Origin of the sequence: Synechococcus sp. CCY 9618, from assembly GCF_019038415.1 — a bacterium.
Taxonomy (GTDB): Bacteria; Cyanobacteriota; Cyanobacteriia; order PCC-6307; family Cyanobiaceae; genus Cyanobium.
This window is the reverse complement of sequence record NZ_JAFKRG010000043.1, coordinates 1-15,069: the sequence shown is the minus strand read 5'-3', so window position 1 is coordinate 15,069 and position 15,069 is coordinate 1. Positions and strand designations below refer to the sequence as shown.

General features: G+C 71.7%; 16 protein-coding genes, 1 tRNA gene and 1 pseudogene. 8 read left to right on the top strand and 10 right to left on the bottom strand.

Translation table 11 applies throughout. The features are described 5' to 3' along the window. The first annotated feature begins 11 nt into the window (after nt 1–11). From KUG41_RS10380 to KUG41_RS10370, 3 genes are read left to right on the top strand one after another with little or no spacing between them, the layout of a single operon-like run. Complete coding sequence (locus tag KUG41_RS10380; protein ID WP_216903880.1) at nt 12–290, top strand: Ycf34 family protein; 279 nt, start codon at nt 12–14, stop codon at nt 288–290. After that, the gene (gene tsaB / locus KUG41_RS10375; RefSeq protein WP_216903878.1) at nt 287–940 is read left to right on the top strand and encodes a tRNA (adenosine(37)-N6)-threonylcarbamoyltransferase complex dimerization subunit type 1 TsaB; all 654 of its coding nucleotides are present in this window, start codon (nt 287–289) and stop codon (nt 938–940) included. The genes KUG41_RS10380 and tsaB overlap by 4 nt, the downstream gene beginning before the upstream one ends. Continuing rightward, nucleotides 934–1,659, top strand: coding sequence for a YdcF family protein (locus tag KUG41_RS10370; RefSeq protein WP_254217118.1), 726 nt, complete (start codon nt 934–936; stop codon nt 1,657–1,659). The genes tsaB and KUG41_RS10370 overlap by 7 nt, the downstream gene beginning before the upstream one ends. On the opposite strand, the gene KUG41_RS10365 is transcribed toward KUG41_RS10370, so the two are convergent. From KUG41_RS10365 to rpaB, 5 genes are all read right to left on the bottom strand, one after another. Beyond that, nucleotides 1,601–2,326 carry a lysophospholipid acyltransferase family protein gene (locus tag KUG41_RS10365; protein WP_216903876.1) on the bottom strand — a complete coding sequence of 242 codons (726 nt, stop codon included), beginning with the start codon at nt 2,324–2,326 and terminating at the stop codon, nt 1,601–1,603. The two genes, KUG41_RS10370 and KUG41_RS10365, sit on opposite strands and share 59 nt — an antisense overlap. Then, nucleotides 2,323–3,222, bottom strand: a complete 900-nt coding sequence (gene fabD, locus KUG41_RS10360) for an ACP S-malonyltransferase (protein ID WP_216903874.1) — start codon at nt 3,220–3,222, stop codon at nt 2,323–2,325. Before fabD ends, KUG41_RS10365 begins: the two co-directional genes overlap by 4 nt. Nucleotides 3,223–3,248: 26 nt before the next feature. Then, nucleotides 3,249–4,256: a beta-ketoacyl-ACP synthase III gene (locus KUG41_RS10355; protein WP_216904025.1), complete on the bottom strand. Its 1,008-nt coding sequence runs from the start codon at nt 4,254–4,256 to the stop codon at nt 3,249–3,251. 73 nt (nt 4,257–4,329) lie between these two features. Next, nucleotides 4,330–5,658 carry a phosphate acyltransferase PlsX gene (plsX, locus tag KUG41_RS10350; protein ID WP_216903872.1) on the bottom strand — a complete coding sequence of 443 codons (1,329 nt, stop codon included), beginning with the start codon at nt 5,656–5,658 and terminating at the stop codon, nt 4,330–4,332. Next, a complete protein-coding gene (rpaB, locus tag KUG41_RS10345; RefSeq protein WP_216903870.1) occupies nt 5,639–6,385 on the bottom strand; it encodes a response regulator transcription factor RpaB in 747 nt (248 codons plus the stop codon). Before rpaB ends, plsX begins: the two co-directional genes overlap by 20 nt. Before the next feature lie 101 nt (nt 6,386–6,486). Between rpaB and radA the strand changes: the two genes are divergently transcribed. Next, a complete protein-coding gene (gene radA, locus KUG41_RS10340; protein ID WP_216903868.1) occupies nt 6,487–7,920 on the top strand; it encodes a DNA repair protein RadA in 1,434 nt (477 codons plus the stop codon). A gap of 24 nt (nt 7,921–7,944) precedes the next feature. Here the strand turns inward: radA and KUG41_RS10335 are convergent, their stop codons facing one another. Further along, the gene (locus KUG41_RS10335) at nt 7,945–8,466 is read right to left on the bottom strand and encodes a photosystem I assembly protein Ycf3 (RefSeq protein WP_216903866.1); all 522 of its coding nucleotides are present in this window, start codon (nt 8,464–8,466) and stop codon (nt 7,945–7,947) included. A gap of 224 nt (nt 8,467–8,690) precedes the next feature. On the opposite strand from KUG41_RS10335, the gene KUG41_RS10330 reads away from it, so the two are divergent. From KUG41_RS10330 to KUG41_RS10320, 3 genes are read left to right on the top strand one after another with little or no spacing between them, the layout of a single operon-like run. Next, nucleotides 8,691–11,033, top strand: a complete 2,343-nt coding sequence (locus tag KUG41_RS10330; protein WP_216904023.1) for a cation-translocating P-type ATPase — start codon at nt 8,691–8,693, stop codon at nt 11,031–11,033. Continuing rightward, a complete protein-coding gene (gene tmk, locus KUG41_RS10325) occupies nt 11,030–11,686 on the top strand; it encodes a dTMP kinase (RefSeq protein ID WP_216903864.1) in 657 nt (218 codons plus the stop codon). Before KUG41_RS10330 ends, tmk begins: the two co-directional genes overlap by 4 nt. Beyond that, nucleotides 11,679–12,629, top strand: a complete 951-nt coding sequence (locus KUG41_RS10320) for a DNA polymerase III subunit delta' (RefSeq protein ID WP_216903862.1) — start codon at nt 11,679–11,681, stop codon at nt 12,627–12,629. Before tmk ends, KUG41_RS10320 begins: the two co-directional genes overlap by 8 nt. Nucleotides 12,630–12,637: 8 nt before the next feature. Here the strand turns inward: KUG41_RS10320 and KUG41_RS10315 are convergent, their stop codons facing one another. The 4 genes from KUG41_RS10315 to KUG41_RS10300 all read right to left on the bottom strand — a co-directional run bounded on the left by KUG41_RS10315 (nt 12,638) and on the right by KUG41_RS10300 (nt 14,774). After that, nucleotides 12,638–13,429: a response regulator transcription factor gene (locus tag KUG41_RS10315; protein WP_216903860.1), complete on the bottom strand. Its 792-nt coding sequence runs from the start codon at nt 13,427–13,429 to the stop codon at nt 12,638–12,640. A 262-nt stretch (nt 13,430–13,691) separates the two neighbouring features. After that, a tRNA-Asn gene (locus KUG41_RS10310) sits at nt 13,692–13,763 on the bottom strand. Nucleotides 13,764–13,812: 49 nt separating this feature from the next. Next, nucleotides 13,813–14,514: an ABC transporter ATP-binding protein gene (locus KUG41_RS10305; protein WP_216903859.1), complete on the bottom strand. Its 702-nt coding sequence runs from the start codon at nt 14,512–14,514 to the stop codon at nt 13,813–13,815. Beyond that, complete coding sequence (locus KUG41_RS10300; RefSeq protein WP_216903857.1) at nt 14,511–14,774, bottom strand: hypothetical protein; 264 nt, start codon at nt 14,772–14,774, stop codon at nt 14,511–14,513. Before KUG41_RS10300 ends, KUG41_RS10305 begins: the two co-directional genes overlap by 4 nt. Nucleotides 14,775–14,957: 183 nt before the next feature. On the opposite strand from KUG41_RS10300, the pseudogene KUG41_RS10295 reads away from it, so the two are divergent. Further along, nucleotides 14,958–15,069 (top strand): annotated as a pseudogene (locus tag KUG41_RS10295) (photosystem II D2 protein (photosystem q(a) protein)); the annotation flags it as partial.

Here is a 15,069-nt window from a genome sequence, read left to right as displayed (position 1 = left end):
GCCGTGGCGGCATGTGCATCTGCGTGGATTGCCACTGGGTCGAGCGCTGTCAGGCCTACCACGCGGTCGAGCGCCAGCACGGCGTCGCCCACCTCAATTCCCATCCCGACTTCAGGCCCCGGCAGCCCCGTATCCATGTGCAGGTGATGGACCTTGATGGGGATGGCCGCGGGGACCTTGGAGGCACGGGCGGCGTCGGGGTGGAGTGGGATGTGCGGGCCTGCTCCGACTTCCGCTCCGATACGGGTCGCTGGCGGCGCTGGCGGCCCGAGGGGGCGCTGCCCACATGACGGCGCCGCGTCCCGGGGCCGGCCGTTGGCTGCTGGCCCTGCACAGCTCCAGTGAGAGTCTCGGGGTGGGGCTGCAGCGGCTCGGGTCGTCCCAGCCGGAGCGGCTCGAGCACTTTCCCCTCGGCCGTTCGCTCTCCAACCGCCTCTTCGAGTGCCTCGAATCGGTGCTGCCCGCCAGCGCCTGGCCGGACCTGGGCCGGCTGGCGGTGGCCACCGGCCCCGGAGGGTTCACCGGCACCCGCCTGACCGTGGTGCTCGCCCGCACCCTTGCCCAGCAGCTCGACCTGCCCCTTGATGGGGTCAGCAGTTTCCTGCTGGTGGCCCGCCGACGGATCACTGGCCCGGAGCCCCCCGGGCCGGGTCCCTTCTGGCTGATGCAGGAGCTGCCCCGGCGGGGTGTGGTGGCGGGGCTCTATCGCCTCGACCCGACTCAGCCCGGCGGGGTGGCTGAGCTGGAGGCTCCGCGGCTCCATCGCGCCGTCGAGGACCTGGCGGACTTCCCGGTGGGCAACGCCCAGGCACTGCTGCCCGAGGATGTGCGCCAGTTGCTCGCCATCAGCGAAGCGATCGCCGCTGGGGGTCGGGCAGCCCCCTGGCAACCAGTGCTGCCTCTCTATCCCACCAGCCCGGTGGAGGTGCTCCCATGCTGAGTCGGCCCGGACCCGGCCCCCGCACCCGTCGTGGTCGCCCGCGGCGCCGCCGCCCTGCCGGGCCGATCTCCCCAGGGGCCCCATCCCCTTCCTCCCCTGGCCGCCGACCGCCGCCGCCGGCCGCCCGGCGGCGGCGGTCCTTCCCGGGGCGGCTGGTGCTCGTCGGCCTGGCAGGGCTGGGCCTGCTGTGGCTCTCCCGCGGCTGGTGGTGGCCCACTCCGCCTCCGCCCCAGATGATCCTGGTGCTGGGGGGCGACGCGGCCCGGGAGGAGGCGGCCGCCCGCCTGGCCCGCTCCGACGGCCTGCCGGTGGTGGTGACCGGCGGCACCAACCCGGAATACGCCCACTGGCTGTTCCAGCACAAGGAAGGTCTGCCGTCCCGCCAGGTGCAGCTGGATTACCGGGCCCGCGACACGGTCTCCAATTTCACCTCCCTGGTCGACGACCTGCGCAAGGCCCGCATCCGCCACGCCCTGCTGGTCACCTCCACCGATCACATGGACCGGGCCCTGCTGGTGGGACGGATCGTGGCCGGCAGCCGCGGCATCCATCTCACCCCGGTGCCGGTCCCCTGCGGCCCCCTCTGCGTCGTCGAAGGGCGGCGGCGGTTGTGGGGGGATGGGGTGCGGGCCGCGCTCTGGGTGGTGAGCGGCCGTGACATCAGGCCCTGGGTGGAAGACCGGCTCGCTCCCTGGCTGGAGAAAGCAGGGTTTCGCTGATCGGGCCCAGGTCGAGCAGCTGGTTGATCTGGTCCTGGGCGGCGCGGGTCACCGCGTCCAGATCGGGCCGGCGCCGGGAGGCGGGCGGCGGGATCGGGGTGCCGATGCGGATGTGGATCGGCACCAGCCGAGGCCCGTTGCCCCCCGGCCCCAAGGCCCGGTGGCTGTTGATGATCGCCACCGGCAGCAGGGGCACGCCGGCCCGCGCCGCCAGCAGGGCCGCCCCGGGCTGGGGCTGGTTGACGCGGCCATCCTGCTGGCGGGTGCCGTCGAGAAAGACGCCGGTGGCCCAGCCCTGCAGCAGCCGGTCGGTGGCGGTGCGGATCGCCTCCCGGTCCCCGGCACCCCGCTCCACCGGGTAGGCGCCGCAGGCGCGGATGATCGGCCCCAGCAGCGGCACCCGGAACAGCTCCGCCTTGGCCATGAAGGCCACGGGGCGGCCCAGGGCATGGCCCAGCAGGGGGGGATCCAGGTGGGAGCCGTGGTTGGCCACCACCACCACGGCTCCCTCGAGGGGCACGTTGGCGTTGCCGGCGGTGCGGCCCCGGAACAGCAGCCGGTAGATGGGGAAGACCAGCAGGTAGCTGATCAGCCGGTAGGTGAGGCTCGGCTTCGGCGTGCTCAGCAGGGCCGGGGGGTCGGCCGGGGGCCGGCGTCGGCGCCTCACAGGCCCAGGTCGCCGCTGCCGGCGATCTGGGCCGTGCCAAGCCCCGGGCAGCTGCGCTTGATCAGGCCGCTCAGCACGTTGCCGGGGCCGATCTCCACCGCTGTGCCGATGCCGGCGCTCTGCAACTGCTCCATGGTCTCCCGCCAGCGCACGCCCATGGTCATCTGCCGCCGCAGGCGTTCCTTCAGCACCGCGGCCGAGGTCTCGGGCCGGGGATCGGCGTTGCTAAGCACGGGAACCCGGGCCTCGGCGAAGGGGATCGCCTCCAGCTCGGCGGCGAAGGCCTCGGCGGCGTCGGCCATGAAGGGGGAATGGAAGGCACCCGACACGGCCAGGGGGATGGCCCGCTTGCAGCGCAGCGTGGCGCTGACGCTGGCCACGCCCTCCGGGGTGCCGGAGAGCACCACCTGGGCGGCGCTGTTGTCGTTGGCGATCACCACACCTTCGGTGGCTGCCACCACATGCTCGAGTTCCTCACGGTCGAACCCCATCACGGCGGTCATGGCACCGCCGCCGGCGGCGGCCATCAGCTCGCTGCGGCGCTTCATCAGGGCCAGTCCGGTCTCGGCGTCGAACACGCCGGCGGCGTAGAGCGCCACCAGCTCGCCCAGGCTGTGGCCCGCCACCAGCTGGGCGCTGCGCCCCTGACGGTGCAGTTCGTCCACCAGCAGGCTCTCGATCACGAACAGGGCCGGCTGGGTGTTGCGGGTGTCGTTCAGGTCGCCGGGCTCCTCCCCGTCCGTCGTCCCCTCTCCGGCGCAGATGGCCAGCAGGTCGCGGCCGAGCAGCTCCGAGGCCCTCGCGAAGCGTTCGGGCGCCCCGGCCAGGGCCATGACCCCCTCCGCCATGCCGGATTTCTGCGATCCCTGCCCCGGAAACACCCAGGCGATGGCCATGCGAGCCCCCCTTCAACGGCAGGAGATTAGGCCTCGGCCGGTGGCGCCCCCGGACCGCTCCAGCGGAACAGGGCCGCCCCCCAGCTCAGCCCGGCGCCGAAGCCGCTGCTGGCGATCAGGTCGCCGGCGCCCACCCGGCCGTCCCGGACCGCTTCATCGAGCATCAGCGGAATCGTGGCGGCGGAGGTGTTGCCGTAGGCGGCCAGGTTGCTGAGCACCTTGGCGGCGGGCATGGCGAACCGGTCGGCCACCGCATCCAGGATGCGCTGGTTGGCCTGGTGCAGCAGCAGCCAGTCCACGGCAGCAGGGTCCGTGCCGGTGCCCTCGAGCAGCTCTGCCAGCACGGCGGGCACCTCCCGCACGGCGAACTTGTAGACCTCCTGGCCGTTCATGAAGATCGGTGCGAACCCTCCCGTCTGGGAGGAGAGGCTCCCCACCAGTGGCCGGTGCCCGGTCACCTGGGCCAGGGTGAGGCAGGCGTTGCGGCTGCCGTCGGAGCGCATGCGGAAGCCCAGCAGCCCGTCCTCGTCGGGGTCGCAGGCCTGCACGGCGACGGCCCCGGCGCCGTCCCCGAAGAGCACGCAGGTGCGGCGGTCGTCCCAGTCCAGCCAGCGGCTGAGCTGGTCGGCGCCGATCACCAGCACCCGCCTCATCGCCCCCGTGCGGATGTACTGGGCCGCGGTGATCAGGGCGAACAGGAAGCCGCTGCAGGCGGCAGTGAGGTCGAAGGCCACGGCTCGGTGGGCCCCCAGGGCCGCCTGCACCCGCGGCGCCGTGCCGAACAGATCGTCGGGACTGGAGGTGGCCAGCAGGATCAGATCCACCTCCCCGGCGGCCCAGCCGGCGTGGGCCAGGGCGGCTCGGGCGGCGTCGGCGGCCAGGCTGGTGACGGTCTCTCCCGGCCCGGCCACCCGGCGGGCGCCGATGCCGGTGCGGCTGCGGATCCAGTCGTCGTTCGTCTCGACCCGTTCGCTCAGCTGCTCGTTAGGGATGCTGGCGACAGGAAGGGCACGGCCGCAGCCCACCAGGGCCATGCCCCGGAAGGATGCCGTGGTCCCAGCGGTGTCTGCCCCGAGCGGCACCCATTCGGTTCACAGGTGGGCTCAGTCAACCACAGGTGGTTGCCACCCCGGCGCTCCCCTCCCCGAGGGCGTGCAGGTCGTCCATCACACCGTGGCTGGCGGCGGAGTGGGCCAGTCGCAGGGCGCTCACCACCGACAGGGCCCGGCTGCTGCCATGGCCGATGACGCAGACGCCGTCGACCCCCAGCAGCAGGGCGCCGCCGTGCTCGGCATGGTCGAGGCGCTTCTTGATCCGCACCAGGTTGCTGCGCAGAAAGGCCGAACCCACCTTGCCGCGCCGGCCCCGGGGCAGCTCGGCCCGCAGCACGTCGAGCAGCACACTGCCCACCGATTCCAGGAACTTGAGCAGCACGTTGCCGGTGAAGCCGTCGCAGACCACCACGTCGAAGTCGCCGGAAAGGATGTCGCGCCCCTCGCAGTTGCCGGCGAACACGAAGCGTTCATCGCCCGCCAGCAGCGGGTGGGTGCGCAGGCAGAGGTCGTTGCCCTTGCACTCCTCCTCGCCGATGTTCACCAGGCCGACCCGGGGCCGCCGCACCTGCAGCACGTCACGGCTGTAGATGTTGCCGAGCAGGGCGAACTGGTGCAGCCATTCGGGCTTGCAGTCCATGTTGGCCCCCACATCCAGCACCAGCACCTGCTGGCTGGGGTCCTTGGTGGGGAACAGGGCGCCGATGGCCGGGCGGTCGATGCCCGCCAGGCGGCCGAGGCGGAAGATGGCGGCGGCCATGACGGCCCCGGAGTTGCCTGCCGAGTACACGGCGGTGGCCTCGCCCCGTTTGACCAGGTCCATGGCCAGGTTGATGCTGGCGTCGCGCTTGCGGCGCACCACGGTGGCCTCCTCGTTCATGCCCACCGAGGGGCCGCTCGGTACCAGCTGGATCAGGCCCCGCTCCACCGCCTCGTCGAGCGCCTGGGTCAGACCCATCGCCGCCACCGCCCGGCGCAGGGGCTCCGGTTCGGCCACGAAGCGGATGCGCAGGGGCAGCAGGCTCACCGCCCGCAGGCAGCCCTCCAGGATCGGTCCCGGGGCGTGGTCACCGCCCATGCCGTCCACGGCCACCCAGAGCCGCCCGCGATCATCGATGCCGATGCCGCCGCTTCCCTGCTGGAGCCGTCGCAGGGGATCGAAGACCAGGGGCTGGAGCACGGAGCCGGCCATGCTGCCGGCCACGGACACCGCCCCGGAGGCGGCCCCGCTTGCGGTGGCTGTGGCGGTGCCCACCAGGCTGGTGACGGCGGCGTTGCGCCGATACCAGATGACCAGCCGCCGGATCGTGCGGTTGGGCTTGGTGCGCTGGGAGATGAGGCGGCGGCTGTCGCGGCTGCCGCCTTCAGGGTCCTTCGGTGGCAACGGGTTCAACGATGCGCTGGAACAGATAGCCGGTGCCCCGCGCCGTGAGGATCAGCTCGGGGTTGGCCGGATCATCCTCCAGTTTGGATCGCAGCCGGGAGATGTGGACATCCACCACCCGGGTGTCCACGTGACGCTCGGGGGTGTAGCCCCACACCTCCTTGAGGATCTCGCCGCGGCTGAAGGGCTCTCCGGAGCGGCTCACCAGCAGCTCCAGCAGGCTGAACTCCATGCCGGTGAGGCGGATGCGCTCATCGCCGCGGTACACCTGCCGCTTGTTGGTGTCGATGCGGAGATCGCCCACCTGGATGACGCCGGAGTTGGGGATCCCGGCGCCGGTCTCCTTCTCCACCCGCCGCAGCACGCAACGGATGCGGGCCTCCAGTTCCTTGGGGCTGAAGGGCTTGACGACGTAGTCGTCGGCCCCGAGCTCCAGGCCCGTGATGCGGTCCGCCACGTCGCCGAGGGCGGTGAGCATCACGATCGGCACGTCGGACTCCTTGCGCAGCTCCTGACAGACGCCGTAGCCGTCCAACTTGGGCATCATCACGTCGAGCACCACCAGGTCCGGCAGGACACGGTGAAAGGCCTCAATGGCCTCCTCGCCATCGCTGGCGGTGACCACCTGGTAGCCGATCATCGACAGGCGGGTTTCCAGGATGCGGCGGATGCTTGCCTCGTCATCGACGACGAGGATGGTTTCCTTGGCGGTGGGGGAGGCCGTCATTGCGGCGCGGAGAATGCAACACGGTTCCGACCCACTGAACCGGCCGGAAGGTCGCGAATTCACCGAACGCCACCTTTCTTCATACACACCGCGCCCTTGCCTTGGCCCGTTCCAGCTCCTTCTTCGTCTGCCAGGCCTGCGGCGCCAGGACCCGGCAGTTCTTTGGCCGCTGCGCCGGCTGCGGCGGCTGGAACACCCTGGTCGAGCAGGTCGAGGCGAGCGTCGACAGCCGCCGCCGCCGTCCGGTCGCCGGCGGCGGGGGTGAGGACGGTGCCGGCGCCGCCGCCCCGGGTCGGCCCCGCCGCTCCGAGCCGATCCAGGCCGTGGGGGAGAAGCCCCTGCAGCGCCTGGCCAGCGGCTACGGGGAGCTGGACCGGGTGCTGGGCGGCGGCCTCGTGCCGGGCTCCCTGGTGCTGCTGGGGGGCGATCCGGGCATCGGCAAGAGCACCCTGCTGCTGCAGAGCGCCCGGGCCATGGCGTCCCGGGCGGCCGTGCTCTATGTGAGCGCCGAGGAGTCGGCCCAGCAGGTGAAGCTGCGCTGGCGGCGCCTGGCGGACGACGGCCCCGCGGCAGGCGAGGGCGAGGGTCTGCAACTGCTGGCGGAGACCGACCTGGAGCTGGTGCTGCAGGAGCTGGAGACCCTGCGGCCGGCGGTGGCGATCATCGACAGCATCCAGGCCCTGCATGACGGCGAGCTGGGCAGCGCTCCCGGTTCGGTGTCCCAGGTGCGGGAATGCGCCGCTGCCCTGCAGCGCATCGCCAAGCGCCAGCACACCGCCCTGGTGCTGGTGGGACACGTCACCAAGGAGGGCATGCTGGCGGGCCCCAAGGTGCTGGAGCACCTGGTGGACGCGGTGCTCACCTTCGAGGGGGACCGCTTCGCCAGCCACCGGCTGCTGCGGGCGGTCAAGAACCGCTTCGGCGCCACCCATGAGCTGGGGGTGTTCGAGATGCAGGGGGCCGGGCTGGTGGAGGTGAACAACCCCAGCGAGCTGTTCCTGGCCGGAGACGGCCCAAGCCCGGGTACCGCCACGATCGTGGCCTGCGAGGGCACCCGCTCGCTGCTGGTGGAGATCCAGGCCCTGGTGAGCACCACCAGCTACGCCAGCCCGCGGCGCACGGCCACGGGCATCGGCACCAACCGCCTGCATCAGATCCTCGCCGTGCTGGAGAAGCACATGGGTCTGCCCCTGTCTCGGTTCGACTGCTACCTGGCGGTGGCCGGCGGCCTGGAGGTGGAGGAGCCGGCGGCTGACCTGGGGGTGGCGGCGGCGGTGGTGGCCAGCTACCGCGACCTCACCCTGCCGGCGGGCACGGTGCTGCTGGGGGAACTGGGCCTGGGGGGCCAGCTGCGGCCGGTGGGCCAGCTGGAGCTGCGCCTGCAGGAGGCCGCCCGGCTGGGTTTCACCCGGGCGGTGGTGCCCCGGGGCAGCGCCCTGGGGCCGCTGGCGGCCGGCCTGGGCCTGCAGCTGCTGGAGGCGGCGACGGTGGCGGAAGCCCTGGTGGCGGGGCTGGGGGTGAACCCCGCCGACTAGAACGACCTGGCAGGACGTCGCCGACTAGAAATAAACATCGACGTTGCTGCGGCCGGAGGACTTGAGCCAGTTCTCGATGTCCAGGTAACCGCCCGGGTAGAGCCGCACCGCCTTGGTCCAGTGGACGGCGGCTTCATCGAACCAGCGGTCCGCCGCGTCCCGGTCGCCGCTCTCCTCGGCCAGCCGGCCCCACTTCTCGTAGATCAGGCCCATGTTCTTCAGGCAGGAGGGGGAGTTGCTGTTGGCGTCCAGCGACTGGCGGTAGTAGTCGAGCGCCTTGTGCTCCTCGCCGTTGCTCATGAAGATGATCGCCATGTTCTTGAGGATCTCGCCCCGGTCGATGCTGTTCTCCTCGAGCTTGAGGGCCTCCTCGTAGTTCTCCAGGGCCTCGGCGTAATCGCCGTCGTTCTGGGCCGAGAGGCCATCCCGGTAGTAGACGTACGCCTCCTTGGCCTTCGGATCGATCGGCAGAAGCTTGACGATCAGGTCGGCCATGACCGTGAAGCTCTTGTCGATGAAGTTGTCGTTGCGCTGCGAGCGGGGCAAGGGTCCAGGTCCGGATCGTGCCCCCATCCTGCCTCGGGCGGCCGGAGGCGAGGGCGCAGGGTCTGCGAACGGGCGGCGCAGCAGTGGCGCACCAGTGCGGAGCAGTGGCGGGTCCCTAGCCTGAGGCCCCGTTCCGGGTCTGCTCCGAAACCCTCAGCGTGATCGCCAGCACCCCCCCCTCCTCCCAGGCCGCCGTCGAGCCGCTGCTGCTCGAAGTGGAGGGCATGAAGTGCGGCGGCTGCGTGCGCGCCGTGGAGCAGCGGCTGCTGCAGACCCCGGGGGTGCGTCAGGCCAGCGTCAACCTGCTCACCCGCACCGCCTGGGTCGACCTGGAGACACCGGTCGTCGGTTCCGGAGCGGCCGCTGAGGACCCGCTCCCTGCCCTGCTGAGCGGCCTCGAGGGCCTGGGCTTCCAGGCCAGGCCGCGCTCACAGGGCCTGGAAGCCCAGGCCGGCGAGTGGCAGCGCCGCCAGGCCCAGCACTGGTGGCGCCACTGGCGCCAGCTGGTGGTGGCCCTGCTGCTGCTGCTCGTCTCCGGTCTGGGCCACCTGGCCGATGCCGGGGAGCTGCCCTGGCGCGGTCCCTGGAGCCTGCTGGGTACCCCCTGGTTCCATGCCCTCGTGGCCACCGGTGCCCTGGCCTTCCCGGGCCGGCCGATCCTCTTCCGGGGTGTGCGGTCGGCCCTGGCCGGGCTGCCCGCCATGGACAGCCTGGTGGGGCTGGGGGTGGTCAGTGCCTATCTCTCCAGCGTGGTGGGCTGGCTCTGGCCCGCCAGCGGCTGGCCCTGCTACTTCAATGAGCCGGTGATGCTGCTGGGCTTCGTGCTCACCGGCCGTTTCCTTGAGGAGCGGGCCCGTTACCGCACCGGCCGGGCGATCGAGGAACTCAGTGCCCTGCAGCCCGATCACGCCCTGCTGCTGCTGGGCGAAGGCCCCCCCCGGCAGGTCCGGGTGGGGGGGCTGCGGCCGGGGGACCGGCTGCGGCTCCTGCCCGGCGATCGGGTGCCGGTGGACGCGGTGGTACTGGAGGGGGCGTCCTGCGTCGACGCCTCGTCCCTCACCGGCGAACCCCTGCCCCGGGCGGTGCAGCCGGGCAGCGAACTGGCCGCCGGCCTGCTCAATCTCGAGGGCTCGCTGGTGCTGGAGGTACGGCGCTGCGGCGCCGAAAGCGCCATCGCCCGCATCGTGCACCTGGTGGAGCGGGCCCAGGCCCGCAAGGCCCCGATCCAGGGCCTGGCGGATCGGGTCGCGGGGCGCTTCACCCTGGTGGTGCTGGGCCTGGCGGTGGCCACGCTGCTGTTCTGGTGGCTCTGGGGCAGCCAGCACTGGCCCACGGTGCTGGTCGCTGCGGACGCGGCGAGCCACGGGGGTCATGGCCATGGCGGCAGCTCCGGCCCAGCCACACCCTTCTCCCTGGGTCTGCAGCTGGCCATCGCCGTGCTGGTGGTGGCCTGCCCCTGCGCCCTGGGCCTGGCCACCCCCACGGCGATCACCGTGGGTTCGGGCCTGGCGGCCCGCTCGGGGCTGCTGTTCCGCGGCGGAGATGCGATCGAGACCGCGGCGCGGCTGGGGGCAGTGCTCTTCGACAAGACCGGCACCCTCACCATCGGTCGGCCGGTGGTGACGGCCGTGAGGGTCACCGCAGCGCCCCCGGGCTGTCCGGCGGCGGCGGACCAGGCCAACCGGCTGGTGCAACTGGCGGCCAGCCTGGAGCAGCACAGCCGCCATCCCCTCGCCCACGCCCTGCTCGAGGAGGCCCAGGGCCGGGGGCTGCCCCTGCTGCCCGTCACAGACGCCAGGACCATCCCGGGGGATGGGGTGGAGGGCCACCTCGAGGACAACAGCTCCGCCCGGGTGGGCAGGCTGGCCTGGTTGCACCAGTGCGGGCTGGCGCTGGATCCGGCCATGGAGACCCTGCAGCAGGAGCTCGAAGCCGGCGGCGCCACGGTGCTCGCGGTGGCCGGCGAGGGGCGGTTGCTGGGGCTCCTGGCCGTGGAGGACCGGGCCCGCGGCGATGCCGCCGCGACCGTGAGCCGCCTGCGGCGACAGGGGTTGCGCCTGGGCCTGCTCAGCGGCGATCGCCGGGCCAGCGTTCAGCTGCTGGGCCGCCGGCTGGGGCTGCAACCAGAGGAACTGGCCTGGGAACTGCGGCCGGAGCAGAAGCTGGAACGGATCCTGCAGGCCCATGGCCAGGGGGCCGTGGCGATGGTGGGCGACGGAGTCAACGACGCGCCGGCCCTGGCCGCCGCCGATCTCGGCATCGCCGTCGGCACGGGCACCCAGATCGCCCAGGAGAGCGCCTCCCTGGTGGTGATGGGCGAGAACCTCGACGGCATCGTGCGGGCCCTGGAGATCGCCCGCCGCACCATGGCCAAGGTGCGCCAGAACCTGGCCTGGGCCTTCGGCTACAACCTGATCGTGCTGCCGATCGCGGCCGGGGTGCTGCTGCCGGGGTTCGGCCTGCGCCTCTCGCCTGAGCTGGCGGCCCTGCTGATGGCCTTCAGTTCCATCACTGTGGTGGGTAATGCCCTGCTGCTCCAGCGTTCCCCGGCGGATCCGGCGCCATGAGCGGACGTTTTCTGGTGCTGGAGGGCATCGATGGCTGCGGCAAGACCACCCAGATCGAGGCCCTGCGCGCCTGGTTGCCCGCCAGCGGCCTGATGGGCCCGGGGGCCCGCCTGGTGGTGACGCGGGAGCCGGGCGGCACGGCCCTGGGCCGTGCCCTGCGTGCCCTGCTCCTGAGCCCGCCCGAGGACGCGGCCCCGTCCAGCCTCAGCGAACTTCTGCTCTATGCCGCCGACCGGGCCCAGCACGTGGAGGCGTGCCTGCGTCCTGCCCTGGCCAGCGGAGACTGGGTGCTCTGCGACCGTTTCACCGGCTCCACCGCGGCCTATCAGGGCTACGGCCGCGGCCTGTCCCTGGCCACCATCCACCAGCTCGAGACCCTGGCCACCGCTGGGCTGGAGGCGGATCTCACCCTCTGGCTCGACCTGCCTCTGGCGGGCTCGCTGCGCCGCCGCGGCGATCGGCCCGCCGACAGGATCGAGTCCGCCGGCGACGCCTTTCTGCAGCGGGTCAGCGACGGCTTCGCCACCCTGGCGCGGCAGCGCGGCTGGCAGCGGGTGGACGGGGGGTTGCCCCGGGAGCAGGTGACCGCCCGCTGCCGTGAGCTGATCGCCACGCAGCTGGGCGGGGCCCCGTCCCGGGAGGGCCATGGCTGAGCTGTTCGCTGATCTGATCGGCCAACCCCAGGCGGTGAAGCTGCTCACGGCCGCCCTCCTCCGACAGCGGCTGGCGCCGGCCTATCTGTTCGTGGGGCCCGATGGGGTGGGCCGCCGGCTGGCGGCCCTGCGCCTGCTTGAGGGGGTGCTGGCCGGGGGTATCGCCGGCTCGGTGCCCCTGCGGCGACGGCTGGAGCAGGGCAATCACCCCGACCTGCTCTGGGTCGAGCCCACCTATTCACACCAGGGCCGGCTGGTAAAGGCCTCCGAGGCCGAGGAGCAAGGCGTCAGCCGCCGCAGCCCCCCCCAGCTGCGTCTGGAGCAGGTGCGGGAGGTGACCCGCTTCCTCAGTCGTCGGCCCGTCGAGGGGGATCGCTCCCTGGTGGTGCTGGAAGCCGCCGAAGCCATGGCCGAAGCAGCCGCCAACGCCCTGCTCAAGACCCTGGAGGAACCCGGCCATGGCCTGCTCGTCCTGCTCACGGCAGCCCCCGAACGGCTGCTGACCACGATCCGTTCCCGCTGCCAGCCGATTCCTTTCCAGCGTCTTTCCCCCGCCCTGGTGCAGGACGTGCTGCAGCGGCTCCCGCCGGATGGAGAGGCTCCCTCCAGCGATCCCCCCGAACTGCTGGACCTGGCGGCCGGCTCCCCCGGCGCCCTGCTGCGCCACCGGCGTTTCTGGCGCGCGCTCCCGGAGGGTCTCACCGAGCGGCTGCTGGCCCTGGGACGGGAGCCGATGGAGGCCCTGGCCCTGGCGCGGGACCTCTGCGAGTCCCTTGATGGTGAGCAGCAGCTCTGGCTGCTCGACTGGTGGCAGTGGCAGCTCTGGCGGCGATGCCGGGAGCCTGGCCCGCTGCGGCGGATCGAACAGCTGCGCAGCCAGTTGCTGGCCTATGTGCAACCGCGACTGGCCTGGGAGGTGGCCCTGCTGGAGCTGGGGGCTTAGGCGGGGCGTCAGGCCACCGCGGTGCCGCCGGCCCGTTCCTGCTGCCGGGTGGCGCGGGCTTCGTTGATCAGGGTGGTGAGGGGTTCGAGCTGGTCGCTGCCGGGGAGTTCCAGGCAGTACCCCGCGCCGTAGACCGTCTTGATGAAGCGGGGTTTGCGGGGATCGGGCTCCAGCTTGGTGCGCAGGTGACGCACATGCACCCGGATCGTCTCGATGTCGTCGTCCGGTTCGTAGCCCCACACCTCCTTGAGGATCAGGGAGGGAGCCACCGTCTGGCCGTGACGCTGGAGCAGGCAGTGGAGGAGCTCGAATTCCAGGTGGGTGAGCCGAACCGGCGCATCGAACCAGATGGCCTCGAAGCGCTCCGGCACCAGGGTCAGGCAGCTGTAGCTGAGGATCTCGTTGTGCTTGGTGGAGAGTGGTGCCCGTTCACTGCGGCGCAGCAGGGCCTTGACCCGCACCATCAGCTCCTCGAGGTCGAAGGGCTTGGTGAGGTAGTCGTCGGCTCCGGAGTTGAAGCCGCTCACCTTGTCCTTGGTGCCACCCAGGGCGGTGAGCATGAGGATGGGGATCTTGGCGGTGCGCTCGTCGCGACGGAGCCTCTGGCAGAGGGTGAGTCCGTCCACCTTGGGCAGCATCAGGTCCAGCAGGATCACATCGGGTCCGTACTGGAGGGCGAGGGCCTGGCCCTTGATGCCGTCCTCCGCCCGCTGCACGTCGAAGCCACCGTGCTCGAGATGGCCGGCCACGAGCTCACGCATGTCACCGTCGTCTTCGATGAGCAGGATGCAGGGCTTCATGGCAGGCGTCGGGGCGTCTTCGTTGCTTCTGGGGTGGTGCTTTGGAAGGGGCTTCTGCGGAGCGCCGGGGGGGCTTCAGAGGGGCCTTTCGAAGCAGTCGCAACAGCTTACGAGGTATGACATTTTGAACCTTTTCACGTCCTCCTGACCGGTCTCCAGTCGGTCAGGGGCCATGGCCCAGGCAGGAACGCCAATCCACCCCGGCGCCTTGGCCGAAGGCCAGCGGCACCAGAAAGCTGGTCCCCGAAGCTGAAAGGAAAAACTCCCCGGGCGGGATTCGAACCTGCGACCAATCGGTTAACAGCCGACCGCTCTACCACTGAGCTACCGAGGAAAACACTCGAAACTCCGCGCCTGAAGCCGGATCCCCGAGCCAGATGAGCTTACCTTTCGGCGCCGCCGGCGGGCAAGTGGGCCAGGCTGCGCCGAAGGGCGGCGCCGCTCTGCCAGGGCCCGATGCGGCCGGACTCCATGCGGGCGGCGCCATCGCAGCGCCGCAGTTCCTCGAGCCGATGGGTGATCCACAGGGCGGTGAGGGGGGCGTCGCTTCGGTGGCAGAGCTGATGGATCAGCTCCAGCACCTCCCTCTGGCTGTCGGGATCCAGCAGGGCGGTGGGTTCGTCGAGCAGCAGCAGGGTTGCCGCGCTGGCCAGAGCTCCGGCGATCGCCAGCCGCTGCTTCTGGCCGCCGCTCAAGGTGTGGATGGGGCGTCGCTCCAGCCCGGGCAGACCCACCTGGGCCAGGGCCCGGGCCACCCGCTCCGCCCGTTCCGCCGCACTGAGGTCTTCCGGGAGGGCGAGCTGCAGATCACTGCCGCAGCTCGGCAGGAGCAACTGGTGGTCGGGGTTCTGGAACACCAGGGCCGGCTTGCAGGGGCAGCTGATGCGCCCCGCTTCCGGGGTGAGCAGGCCGGCGATCAGCCGCAGCAGGGTGCTCTTGCCGCTGCCGTTGCTGCCCACCAGCATCCACAGACCCGGTCCCGGGATCTCCAGCCGGCAGTCCTGCAGGGCCTGCGGCCCTTTGCCCCAGCCGAAGCGGAGTCCCTCGACGGACAGGGGGGGCGCCGCCGCCGCGGAGGGTGTCAAGGCTCGAAGCTGAAACCGGGCCGCTTGCCGCCGCCGGCCGCCGCTGACTTCTCATACATCTGCACGGCCAGGATTTCGCCGCTGAGCAGGCTGATGCGTTTCTGCTCATCCTTCTCGCAGCTCAGCTCCAGCACCTTGGGCTGGCCGCTCTCCAGGGCCTGGCGCACCTCTGCGTAGAGGGTCTGGGCCGCCTCCAGCTCCTTGCGCTGGACGGCGACGGGCATGGGGCTGAGCCGGAGGGAGATCTCGACGACGTACATGGTGGGGGGGGCTGGCGTGTCGCCCGGGGGCGGCAGGAGAGTGGGCCCACTCTGACGAATCGCGGGGCGACCGGGACCGGCTGAGCATTTCTGCTCATTCAGCCGCCGGCCCGTGCACGATCCGCCGCGGCAGCGGCTCTCATCTTTTACAGTCGCGTTGTAAAGCTTCATGAAGGCATCCTTATGACGATCGCCCTGGGGCGCGCCCCGGCCACGCGTGGATGGTTCGACGTCCTCGACGACTGGCTCAAGCGCGACCGCTTCGTTTTCGTGGGCTGGTCCGGTCTGCTGCTCT

Coding starts and splice junctions, on each gene's coding strand:
- KUG41_RS10380 (WP_216903880.1), top strand. CDS start 12: ATGTGCATCTGCGTGGATTGCCACTGGGTCGAGCGCTGTCAGGCCTAC.
- tsaB (WP_216903878.1), top strand. CDS start 287: ATGACGGCGCCGCGTCCCGGGGCCGGCCGTTGGCTGCTGGCCCTGCAC.
- KUG41_RS10370 (WP_254217118.1), top strand. CDS start 934: ATGCTGAGTCGGCCCGGACCCGGCCCCCGCACCCGTCGTGGTCGCCCG.
- fabD (WP_216903874.1), bottom strand. CDS start 3,222: ATGGCCATCGCCTGGGTGTTTCCGGGGCAGGGATCGCAGAAATCCGGC.
- KUG41_RS10355 (WP_216904025.1), bottom strand. CDS start 4,256: ATGGCCCTGGTGGGCTGCGGCCGTGCCCTTCCTGTCGCCAGCATCCCT.
- rpaB (WP_216903870.1), bottom strand. CDS start 6,385: ATGACGGCCTCCCCCACCGCCAAGGAAACCATCCTCGTCGTCGATGAC.
- KUG41_RS10330 (WP_216904023.1), top strand. CDS start 8,691: ATGAAGTGCGGCGGCTGCGTGCGCGCCGTGGAGCAGCGGCTGCTGCAG.
- tmk (WP_216903864.1), top strand. CDS start 11,030: ATGAGCGGACGTTTTCTGGTGCTGGAGGGCATCGATGGCTGCGGCAAG.
- KUG41_RS10320 (WP_216903862.1), top strand. CDS start 11,679: ATGGCTGAGCTGTTCGCTGATCTGATCGGCCAACCCCAGGCGGTGAAG.
- KUG41_RS10315 (WP_216903860.1), bottom strand. CDS start 13,429: ATGAAGCCCTGCATCCTGCTCATCGAAGACGACGGTGACATGCGTGAG.
- KUG41_RS10300 (WP_216903857.1), bottom strand. CDS start 14,774: ATGTACGTCGTCGAGATCTCCCTCCGGCTCAGCCCCATGCCCGTCGCC.